General features: G+C 62.0%; 13 protein-coding genes and 1 pseudogene. 6 read left to right on the top strand and 8 right to left on the bottom strand.

Annotated features, from left to right (window positions below):
* Window positions 1-2: 2 nt before the first annotated feature.
* From Q0799_RS03385 to Q0799_RS03355, 7 genes are all read right to left on the bottom strand, one after another.
* Window positions 3-608, bottom strand: coding sequence for a hypothetical protein (locus Q0799_RS03385; RefSeq protein WP_298394175.1), 606 nt, complete (start codon window positions 606-608; stop codon window positions 3-5).
* 2 nt (window positions 609-610) lie between these two features.
* The gene (locus Q0799_RS03380; RefSeq protein WP_200174415.1) at window positions 611-1,486 is read right to left on the bottom strand and encodes an ATP-binding protein; all 876 of its coding nucleotides are present in this window, start codon (window positions 1,484-1,486) and stop codon (window positions 611-613) included.
* The gene (locus tag Q0799_RS03375; RefSeq protein ID WP_298394172.1) at window positions 1,483-1,797 is read right to left on the bottom strand and encodes a hypothetical protein; all 315 of its coding nucleotides are present in this window, start codon (window positions 1,795-1,797) and stop codon (window positions 1,483-1,485) included. Before Q0799_RS03375 ends, Q0799_RS03380 begins: the two co-directional genes overlap by 4 nt.
* Before the next feature lie 5 nt (window positions 1,798-1,802).
* Window positions 1,803-2,273 (bottom strand): hypothetical protein, encoded by a 471-nt coding sequence (locus tag Q0799_RS03370; protein ID WP_196700996.1) that lies wholly within the window; start codon window positions 2,271-2,273, stop codon window positions 1,803-1,805.
* Window positions 2,270-2,482, bottom strand: coding sequence for a helix-turn-helix domain-containing protein (locus tag Q0799_RS03365; RefSeq protein ID WP_077144371.1), 213 nt, complete (start codon window positions 2,480-2,482; stop codon window positions 2,270-2,272). The genes Q0799_RS03370 and Q0799_RS03365 overlap by 4 nt, the downstream gene beginning before the upstream one ends.
* 182 nt (window positions 2,483-2,664) lie before the next feature.
* Window positions 2,665-3,669 (bottom strand): hypothetical protein, encoded by a 1,005-nt coding sequence (locus Q0799_RS03360; RefSeq protein ID WP_298394162.1) that lies wholly within the window; start codon window positions 3,667-3,669, stop codon window positions 2,665-2,667.
* Window positions 3,632-4,861: a hypothetical protein gene (locus tag Q0799_RS03355; RefSeq protein ID WP_231281477.1), complete on the bottom strand. Its 1,230-nt coding sequence runs from the start codon at window positions 4,859-4,861 to the stop codon at window positions 3,632-3,634. The genes Q0799_RS03360 and Q0799_RS03355 overlap by 38 nt, the downstream gene beginning before the upstream one ends.
* A gap of 204 nt (window positions 4,862-5,065) precedes the next feature.
* Here Q0799_RS03355 and Q0799_RS03350 point away from each other — a divergent pair, with 204 nt between their 5' ends.
* From Q0799_RS03350 to Q0799_RS03325, 6 genes are all read left to right on the top strand, one after another.
* A complete protein-coding gene (locus Q0799_RS03350) occupies window positions 5,066-5,386 on the top strand; it encodes a helix-turn-helix transcriptional regulator (RefSeq protein ID WP_236213217.1) in 321 nt (106 codons plus the stop codon).
* 17 nt (window positions 5,387-5,403) lie between these two features.
* Complete coding sequence (locus Q0799_RS03345) at window positions 5,404-6,297, top strand: ImmA/IrrE family metallo-endopeptidase (protein WP_298394157.1); 894 nt, start codon at window positions 5,404-5,406, stop codon at window positions 6,295-6,297.
* Between the two features lie 131 nt (window positions 6,298-6,428).
* The gene (locus Q0799_RS03340) at window positions 6,429-6,647 is read left to right on the top strand and encodes a hypothetical protein (RefSeq protein ID WP_077144376.1); all 219 of its coding nucleotides are present in this window, start codon (window positions 6,429-6,431) and stop codon (window positions 6,645-6,647) included.
* Window positions 6,644-7,141, top strand: a complete 498-nt coding sequence (locus Q0799_RS03335) for a DUF2924 domain-containing protein (protein WP_298394151.1) — start codon at window positions 6,644-6,646, stop codon at window positions 7,139-7,141. The genes Q0799_RS03340 and Q0799_RS03335 overlap by 4 nt, the downstream gene beginning before the upstream one ends.
* Window positions 7,138-8,493 carry a recombinase family protein gene (locus Q0799_RS03330; protein ID WP_298394148.1) on the top strand — a complete coding sequence of 452 codons (1,356 nt, stop codon included), beginning with the start codon at window positions 7,138-7,140 and terminating at the stop codon, window positions 8,491-8,493. The genes Q0799_RS03335 and Q0799_RS03330 overlap by 4 nt, the downstream gene beginning before the upstream one ends.
* Window positions 8,490-8,936: a LacI family transcriptional regulator gene (locus Q0799_RS03325; protein ID WP_298394146.1), complete on the top strand. Its 447-nt coding sequence runs from the start codon at window positions 8,490-8,492 to the stop codon at window positions 8,934-8,936. Before Q0799_RS03330 ends, Q0799_RS03325 begins: the two co-directional genes overlap by 4 nt.
* On the opposite strand, the pseudogene merA reads toward Q0799_RS03325, so the two are convergent.
* Window positions 8,933-10,324: pseudogene (gene merA / locus Q0799_RS03320) on the bottom strand (mercury(II) reductase); the annotation flags it as partial. The gene Q0799_RS03325 and the pseudogene merA sit on opposite strands and share 4 nt — an antisense overlap.
* Window positions 10,325-10,359 lie beyond the last annotated feature (35 nt).

Below are 10,359 nucleotides of genomic sequence, written 5' to 3'. Positions count from 1 at the left end.
CTTTACTGTGCCCAGCTCGGGCGACCCGGCACGGAGGCACGGCCCGTGGCCTGGGCATACGCATTCGACCCGTTTGCGGGTGCTGGCGCTTTCGCTGCTCCCTGCGCGCCACCCATGAGGGCGGCGTAGTCCTTGTGGTCGGGCGTGATCGCGGCCTTGATCACGCTCTTGTCTTGGCCGTTCTGGTCTTTGTCCCAGTCGACCTTGCCGAGAAACTCGATGCCATCGAGATCGGCAAACCCGCTGATGCGGCGCGCGTTCTGCGCGGCAGGACTGTTGTCGCCAGGATGAACGCCGCGCGCTGAGTTGAGGATCGCCTTGACGAAGGTGCGGCCCATGTTTGCCCACTCAGGGCCTTTCGGGCTGTGCAGGCCGATCAGCGACCACATCTTGCGACGGGCGAACTCACCCTCCATCACGACGAACTCGCAGTTCAGGTACACCGAGCCGGTGTTGTCGTTGCGGGTGGCGTAACCGCCGGTCCATCCCTGCGACGAATCATCGAAGCCACCCGGCTTGATGGTCATGCGGACACGCACCAGCGTGCCTTTGGGGATCAGGTCGAAAGAGGTCTGTTCGGAAGCGGAATTGAAATCGAAGTAGGTCATGATCAGGACTCCTGAGTCGAAGTGGATTCGGGGATGGCAGCGGGCGCGGGGCGCGCGAAATCGAGCCGTTCGGTAGCGGGCCTGGCCGGGCCGGCGATCTTTTCCATGAGGCGGCCGAGGTGCGGCTCCTCGATCGGATCGAGCCGCCCGGAGCGGTCCTTGGCGGGGTAGCCCCATGCGTTCAGCGTGTGGCAGACGAAGGCGCGGTAACTGGCGCCGTCATCGGCCTTCAGCTCGGCCAAGGTGACGACCTCATCGACGATGCCGGGCAGTTCCAGGCCGGTTTTGGAGCCGTCGATCTGCAGGGAGAACACGCGGCGATTGAAGTCGTCCAGCCGCTCATCGAGGATGCCGACGAACCACACGTTCTTGCCGCGCGTGTGCTGCAGGTGGGTCAGCCAGGCGATCATTTCCTGGCCCATCAGCCCGTATGCACCCCGGCTGTCGGGTTTGCCCGTCTTCTCGGAGTAGGCCTGTGGCTGGCCCTTGCACCATTGCAGGCACAGGCGACCGGCCACGGTGATGGAGTCGACGAACACGGTGTCGTACTTGTCCAGGACCGTCGGATCACCGAAGCGCGCGCATACGGCATCGAAGTGGGCTTGGCTGAACGGCTGGTCGTCGCGCAGCGCCGGGTTCGGCCCGCCGATGTACACCGCGAAGTCACGACACTCCTGCCAGGTGCGCGGACGGATCGTGTCGCCGGCCCAGCCCTCGACCGCGAGATCACCAGCCTCAAGATCAAAGAACAGCGTTGCCGTGGGTTTCAGCGTCCAGAGTTGCGAGGTCTTGCCGATGCCGCTCTTGCCGACGAGCACACCCTTCACGCCACGGCGCTCGGCCAGACGCTGGTCTGCAGTAATGATGGGGAGGCTCATTTGCCGGCCTCCTCAGTGCTGATGCTGGCGAACGCGTCAGCAACGGTGGTCATACCGAGCGCGCCACGCTTGCGGGCCATTTCGTACAGATCGCGCAGACCACTCAGGCGCCGATGGATAACGCGGGTTTCGGACTCCATACCCTGGATCGCGAATGCCACGTCATCAATGGTGGCGTCCTCGAGGCGACGCACCACTTCGTCGGGGCGGTTGCCGTCCAGCGCTGGGATGCGAATGGTTTCGGGCAGATCCCGGAGGTACATCTCCGGTTGTTTGCGCAGCAGTTCGAGCAGCGTAGGTTTGGTTTTCATGGCGATTACTCCTGAAGCAGAGCGAGACGAAAGCCCGGCTTGCCGGTCTTGAGGGTGCGTGCCGGAGCGAAGGCGCTCTTGATCGACTCGGGCCACGCGTTGAACTTGGTTTCCGAGATCCGGTAGCTGATCTCCACGTACTCGGACGGGTCGTCACCGTTGGCGGCGATGCGCTGGGTGATCTCGGAGAGCCGCTTCTGGTCCCAGTCGACCTTCTTGGGTAGATCGGCGGTGATGCGGACGTGCCCGTCGTCGAAATGGACGACGCCGGTGTCTTTGCCTGCCGCCAAGCGCAGCTGGTGTGCGCGGTCGGCATACTTGAGATCCAGTGCGCGATCGACGTGCTCGACGATCGCCTTGGCAGCAGCCAGAAGATCAGCAGCGTCGTTCTTGAGCTGGAACAACGATTCGCTGGCAAGCGCAGCGAGTTCGCCTGCCGGGGTGGTCAGGACTTCGTCGGGGGAGATGCGGTTCACAGCGCACCTCCCGCATTGACGCGTTCAGAGGTGCTCTTGCGCAGGCTCTCAGCCTCGTAGGCTTCGATGTCCTCGATGCGATAAGCGACGCGCCCCTGCAGCTTCAGAAATACCGGGCCGATACCTTCGGAGCGCCAGCGTTCGAGCGTTGCTTCGCTGACTCCCCAGCGTTCCGCCAATTGGCCTTGATTCAGATGTTTGACACTCACGATGCACTCCTTCTGGTTGTTGCGAATTCGTGAGGTCAGTTTCGAAGTCGGCCTGTGCGGGCGTCTGCCGCCGCCATGTACGGGCTGATGTACGGGCGCAGCTTCTGCGGGGAAAAACGAGGCCCAGAAAACAGAAAACCGCCCGAAGGCGGTTGTGCGTGGTGCTGCCAACTGGTGGCAGGTCATTCGCGGCGGAAGCCGTACTTCCCCTTTTCAGGGTTGTCGATGTAGTCCTCCCAGTCGGTGTTGCCGCTGAACAGGTTCTGCATGCGCTGGCTGCGAGCGGTCTTCTTGTCGGCATAGGCTGCGCCGAGAATTTCGGCAGCTGGAAGGAGCCATCTGTCGTTGATGGCCTGCTCGAACATGTAGCGGACGGCTGCAGCCTGACGCTCGCCCTTGATCGTCCAGGGCTTGGTCTTAGTGCGGATGGTCAGCGTGTTGGCGTACTCGTTGAAGTGCACCGGCAACATGGGGCGGATCTCGCCATCGGGCGGAGCGGCGAGTATTCGATGCAGGAGATCCAAATCGATGCACGGCGTGGCGACATAGTCGACGATTGCAGCTCGTAGCGATGCGAATCGGTAACTGCGCGGTGGGCGCACAAACTGCGGCAATACGCCGCCAGACGACAAAATCAGACCCTGGTCAGGAAGACTTGTCTGGCTGAAGTGGCGAAATACCTCTTCGACGGAGTGCGCCAAGCCGCGAACGAGCCAGACGTCAGTCAGCGCGGGTCCGATTCGTGCCTTCCCCAAATGCCAGAGGGAATCTTCCAGCAGCGGCGCATTAATTCCTTTTCGCAGAGCTTGCGCGATACCCAGGAGATCGGCGATGGTGCTCAGGATTGCAGCTGGCCGAACGCTGTAGACGGCGACTTCAGCAGCGGGGACAGACTTCCACCGAAAAGACTCAGGGCAGCGGTAGCGATACCGATCAGCTTGGTCATCTTCAGTCAGGTCGACTTGAACGAGATCGTCATCAAGCGATGCTGGGTAGCTCCCGGCGTAGCCGACGCAGTCGGTCCACTGCTCCAGCAGCTTCGGCGTCAAAGATTTCCGTCCAAGAGCACTCCACCCTGGCACCCCACGAAGCCGCTGTCCGTCGCCATCGGCAATCGGCTGCCCAGACCGTTCGAACAGGTCAATCAGATCAAGCAGCGACTGCGTCTGCAGGGGCTTCGACGACATCGCCGATCTCCTTCACCAGGTGCCATTTGGCCAGCAGTCGGTCGCACAGCGCCCGGTCCTTTTCCCGCTTGGTCTTGATGTTGCACTTGTTGTCGTCGCGCAGGATTACGGTAATCGTCCGTGCGCGGTCCTTGCCCACCTTTTTCAGCTTGATGGACAGCTTGGCGTAGTTGAGGTGGTGATCGCGGAAGTCGAAGGCGGGGCCAATCAACGACCGGGCGGCCGCGTAGATGTCATCGACGTCCTTGGTCCAGATCTTCACCAGGAGCGACCGGCCATTGCCGGCGGCGTAGCCGAGCTCGACGACCTTGACGAACGCAACCGGCTCGCCGGATAGGTCGAAATTACGCAGCGCCGCCAGGCTCTGGTAGTCGTATTGCTTGAGCGGGATCTTCTCGCCGGTGATGGGCGATTGCAGCAGGGTGTCAGCCACGATGCGCGCCAATGCTTCCCGGCCCGCCGTATCTTTCGACAGCACCTCCAGGTGCCCATTGGCCGGCTCGTAAGTGATGTGCGAAGACACCGCCCGGATCACCTCCTGGGGCACCAGTTCGCTCGCCTGCACGCAGTCGATAATTTCCGGTGGGCGGTTGTGATGGATGCTGATCTGGTACAGATCCACGTCCTCGCCAGTCTGCGTGTCGGGCCGTAGACGCTTGAAGATCTGGATCGCGACCGCGTCATCGGAGCACCCGAGTTGCTGGGCGACGGTTTGATGGAACGCCGCCTTGGCCGTCGCGTCGTCGAGTACCGCCAGGTTGGCAGGTGCCATGAAACCAGAGTAGCAGGAGGCGCTTTGCCGGAATACGTCGGCCTGTCGGGCGTTGAGGGCTTCCTCGAAGATCACGGGTTCATTGACGTGCAGCCACAGCGCGCGCTGGTACTGGTTCGGGATCGCGACGAAGGCTTCTCGGGCGGCGTCATCGAAGATGTCGTCCTTGAAGCCGTCGATGACGTCCTGACCGGCGCCATCCGACAACAGCACGATCCGTTCGGCCACTTCCTCGATCCGCTGCCGCTCACTCACCCCAAGGGCGGACAGCACGGCCTCCATCTGTTCACGCTGTTCTTTCTTGGGCTTCTTGGCGTCCACATCCGGCATGGCCAGACCGAATTCATCCACCATGAATTCACGGAACACCGCCGGCGGCAGGTGGCCCAGGAGCTTGCTCAGGTTTTCTGCATCGTTCATCTACATACCCCTCAAAGGTTTGGATCGGCTTGGTATCAGCCTCGACGGCCCCTTCTTCTTGTTGGGGTGTGCAGACCGATGGCGTTCGGTGTACCGAACGATTCAGATTGTCGCGGAGCGATTAGGGGTTTGTCAAACAGGCACGAAATCGTTCGGCATAGTGGTATTATTTTCGGATTGAAGCCAACAAATGAGGAAATACCGGTGCCATCGCCCCTGGGGGACAAGATCCGCGCATTGCGGAAGCAAAAGAAGCTCAGCCTGGAACAGTTGGCCGAACTGACCGACTCCAGCAAGAGCTACATCTGGGAGCTGGAGAACAAGGACGATCCGAAACCATCGGCCGACAAGATCGGCAAGATCGCCGCCGTCCTCGATGTCACCACGGAGTTCCTGTTGACCGAGTCGGCCGCCACGCCGGACGAGCAAGTGCTCGATGAGGCCTTCTTCCGCAAGTACAAAACCATGTCGGAGCCGGACAAGAAGAAGATCCGCAAGATCCTCGATGCCTGGGAAGATGAATGACGGATGCGAAGAAGCCCATGGCCGAGGCCAATCGCATCTCGTCTATGCTCAACACGGTTCTCGGTGCGGATCGCTTTCCGGTCAAGGTTGATGAGCTGGCGCTGGAGTATTCCCGCCAGTGCTTCTCAGACTCGCCGATCGACAAGGTCCAGGGCGAAGATCTCGACGGTTTCGATGGTCTGCTGAAAGCCAATAAGTCGCGGTCGAAGTGGCTGGTCCTTTACAACAGTGCCACCCCGTCGGAGGGTCGCAAGCGCTTCACGATTGCGCATGAGTTCGGTCACTACATCCTTCACCGTCACCAGCAGGACATTTTCGAGTGCGGCGACGGCGACATCGAAACGGGAGACAACAACGAGCGCGACATCGAGGCAGAGGCGGACTTGTTTGCTTCGACCCTGCTGATGCCGCTGGACGACTTCCGGCGCCAAGTCGACGGCCAGCCGATCAGCTTCGATCTGCTGGGCCACTGCGCAGACCGCTATGGTGTATCGCTCACGGCCGCCGCCTTGCGCTGGACCGAGATTGCACCCAAACGAGCGGTGCTCGTGGCCAGTCGCGACGATCACATGCTGTGGGCCAAGTCGAACAAGGCGGCGCTGAAGTCTGGCGCCTACTTTGCGACCCGCAGGAACACCATCGAACTGCCGGGTGATGCGCTGGCGCACAGCAACAACGGCTGGGCCGGCAGCCAGCAACAGACGGCACAGGCGCAGCTCTGGTTTCCACGCGAACCGGAGAGCATGCAGGTCAATGAAATGATCAGGGTTGCCGGCCAATACGACTACACCCTGACCTTGCTACTGCTGCCTGAAGCCGAGTGGCAGGGAGCGCGCCACGACGAAGAGGAACCGGAGGAAGACACTTACGACCGCTTTATCCGCAACGGCCAGTATCCGGTTAGAAAGTAGGCGCTACCGCGCTTCGGTTTTCGCGACAACCCGCACCAGCCCGCACGCGTCCGAAACTCCCTCATGGTGTCGGCGGCGGTCCATCCGGACAATTTCACTGCATGTGATTTTGACGGAAAGGACTGCTACCAATGCACCAAATCAACCATCTACCGCCCGAGCGGATGACGCCGGAGCAGCGTCGCCACGAGATCGCGTCACTGCTGGCCAACGGCCTGGCCCGTCTGCGTATCAGCGGTGCAGAACAGTCCGCACACATCGCCGAAGCGAGCGAGTTTGAGCTTGGCTTATCTGGCAACCAGCGCGTTCATTCAGACCCCGTCAACAAGACAACTACGGAGTCCAAATGAGCACGTCACTTTCAACGCCGCCATCGGTGGCAGCACAAATCGCCAGGTTGCCCGAGCTGCCCATGGCAGAGATCCGGGCCCTCTGGCAGAAGTTGGTCGGCGGCGACACGCCCACCCACAACCGTCAGTTCCTCGAACGCCGGATTGCCTACCGGTTGCAAGAGCTGGAGTTCCGCAAGGTCGATGCCAACCTGCTGGATCGCAATCAGCGCCGCATCGAATCCCTGGTGGAAACCGGCAAGGTGAAAAAGCGCGACCGCGATTACCGTCCGGCCGCCGGCACCGTGCTGGTCCGAGAATACAAAGGCGTCGAGTACCGCGTGATCGCAACCGCCGATGGCCAATACGACTTCCACGGCCGCATGTTCCCGAGCCTCTCGATGATCGCCCGGGAGATCACTGGCATGCGCTGGTCGGGGCCGTTGTTCTTTGGGCTCAGGCCGCCATCCAATGCCAAGACCAAGCCGTCCACCAAGAAGCGAGGTGGACGATGAGCGAAGTCCTGAAGCGCCGCATGCGCTGCGCGGTCTATACGCGCAAATCTACCGACGAGGGGCTCGACCAGGAATACAACTCCATCGATGCCCAGCGCGACGCCGGTCATTCCTACATCGCCAGCCAGCGCGCCGAGAGCTGGATTCCAGTAGCCGACGACTACGACGATCCCGCCTTCTCGGGCGGCAACATGGAACGCCCGGCGCTGCGCCGCATGATGGCGGACATCGAGGCCGGCAAGATCGATGTGGTTGTCATCTACAAGATCGATCGCCTTACGCGCAGCCTGGCGGACTTCTCCAAGATGGTCGAGGTGTTCGAGCGCTACGGCGTGTCGTTCGTATCGGTCACTCAGCAGTTCAACACAACGACCTCGATGGGCCGCTTGATGCTGAACATCCTGCTTTCCTTCGCCCAGTTCGAACGCGAGGTCACCGGCGAACGCATCCGCGACAAGATCGCAGCCAGCAAGCGCAAGGGCATGTGGATGGGCGGCGTACCACCGCTGGGCTACGACGTCGAGAACCGCCGCCTGGTGCCCAACGAACGCGAGGCCAAACTGATCCGGCACATCTTCCAGCGCTTCGTTGAACTCGGCTCCAGTACGGCTCTGGTCAAGGAGCTGAAACTGGATGGCGTGACGTCGAAGGCGTGGACCACGCAAGACGGCAAGACGCGCGATGGTAGACCGATCGACAAGGGCCACATCTACAAGCTCCTCAGCAACCGAACCTACCTTGGTGAGCTGCGGCACAAGGATCAGTGGTACCAGGCCGAACATCCACCCATCATCAGCCGCGAACTGTGGGACAGCGTCCACGCGATCCTGGCCACCAATGGCCGGGTACGCGGCAACGCAACGCGGGCAACCGTGGCGTATCTGCTCAAGGGCATCGTGTTCGGCAACGATGGTCGAGCACTGTCGCCGTGGCACACGACCAAGAAGAATGGCCGTCGGTACCGGTACTACGTGCCTCAGCGTGACGCCAAGGAGCACGCGGGCGCCTCAGGCCTGCCGCGCTTGCCGGCCGCCGAACTCGAGTCGGCGGTACTCGACCAACTGCGCGCGATCCTGCGTGCCCCGAATCTACTCGGCGACATGCTGCCGCAGGCCATCAAGCTCGATCCAACCTTGGACGAGGCGAAGATCACCGTGGCCATGACCCGGCTCGACGCGATTTGGGATCAACTTTTCCCGGCCGAGCAGACCCGGATCGTGAAACTGCTGGTCGAGAAAGTCATCGTGTCACCCAACGACCTCGAAGTGCGGCTGCGCGCCAACGGCATCGAACGCCTGGTGCTGGAGCTGCGCCCCGAGCCGGTCGAGCAACAAGTGGAAGCACTGGCATGAGCGACATCCGCATCCAGAAGACCGGCGAGCCCGACATCCTGCAGACCAGCGACGGCAGGTTGACCTTGTCCGTGCCGATCCAGATCAAACGCCGCAGCGGCCGCAAGCTGGTCACTTTGCCAAACGGCGAAACCGCGCCGGTTAGACCGTGGGACGTAGCACCAACCTCCATCCAACTGGCGCTGGCCAGGGGCCACCGCTGGCTGGCGATGCTGGAGTCAGGAGAGGCGAAGTCCTTGAAGGAGATCGCCACGCGGGAAGGAATCGACAACAGCTACGTCAGCCGGATGGTCAACCTGACCACGCTGGCCCCCGACATCGTGGCGGCCATCCTGGACGACACATTGCCGAACCACATCACGCTGTTCGATCTGGCGGTTGATCCTCCAGCGCTGTGGGATGAGCAGCGGGCACGCATGAGACGCGACAGCGAGCCTGACTAGCCTGCGCAGCAAGACAATTGCGTCAGGTCCTTGCTGAAGGTCTGCGCGGCAAGTTTCAGGCCTTCGACCATCGTCAGGTACGGGAACAACTGGTTGGCAAGTTCCTGTACTGTCATCCGGTTGCGTATCGCCAGCGCGGCGGTCTGGATCAACTCGCCTGCTTCCGGCGCGACGGCTTGCACGCCGATCAGCCGTCCTGAGCCAGCTTCGGCCACCAGCTTGATGAAGCCGCGCGTGTCGAAGTTGGCCAGCGCCCTCGGCACGTTGTCGAGGGTCAGGGTGCGGCTGTCGGTCTCGATGCCAGCGTGGTGCGCTTGCGCCTCGCTGTAGCCCACTGTCGCCACCTGCGGATCGGTGAACACCACTGCGGGCAATACCGTCAGGTCAAGCTCGGCACTGCCGCTGGTCATGTTGATCGCTGCCCGTGTACCGGCTGCCGCTGCGACATAGACGAACTGTGGCTGGTCGGTGCAGTCGCCAGCAGCGTAGATGTCCGGGAAGCTCGTGCGCATGGCGCGGTCGATGACGATGGCCCCTTGCGTGTTGACCTCGACACCGGCAGCGTCGAGGTTCAGTGTGCGGGTGTTCGGTGTACGACCGGTGGCGATGAGCAGCTTGTGGGCGCGTATGTTCCCTTGCTCGGTCGTGAGTACGAATTCTCCGTCTTCATAGGCGACATGGCTGGCCTGGGTATGGTCCAGCACCTCAATGCCTTCGGCGCGTAACGCGGCTGTGACGGCTTCGCCGATGGCCGGGTCTTCGCGAAAGAACAGCGTGCTACGCGCCAGGATCATCACTTGGCTGCCCAGTCGGGCGAAGGCTTGCGCCAGCTCGACGGCCACCACCGATGATCCGATAACGGCAAGCCGCTGCGGGATAGTGTCGCTGGCCAGCGCGTCGGTGGACGTCCAGTAGGGAGTGTCCTTCAGCCCCGGGATCGGCGGCACGGCCGCGCTAGCGCCGGTGGCGATGAGGCAGCGGTCAAAGGCCACTTCGCGTGTGCTGCCGTCAGGGATCGCAACCGTCAGCGTGTGTTCGTTCTTGAACCTGGCCTCGCCGTGCAGCACGGTGATCGCCGGGTTGCTGTCCAGGATGCCTTCGTACTTGGCGAGGCGCAGTTCATCGACACGTCCCTGCTGCTGTGCGAGCAGCGCGGCGAGATTGATGACCGGCGGGCTTGCCGAGATCCCTGCGTCGAACGGACTGTCCCTGCGCAGGTGTGCGATATGCGCTGCACGGATCATGATTTTGGATGGCACGCAGCCGATATTGACGCAGGTGCCGCCAAGTGTGCCGCGCTCGATTAGCGTGACTCGCGCACCTTGCTCGACCGCTTTCAGCGCTGCCGCCATCGCTGCACCGCCGCTGCCGATGATCGCAATGTGCAAGGTGTTGTCGAGCGCTGGGTTATTCGTTTCGCAGC

Origin of the sequence: uncultured Azonexus sp. (genome assembly GCF_937982035.1) — a bacterium.
GTDB lineage: Bacteria > Pseudomonadota > Gammaproteobacteria > Burkholderiales > Rhodocyclaceae > Azonexus.
This window is presented reverse-complemented; position numbering and strand designations above follow the sequence as displayed.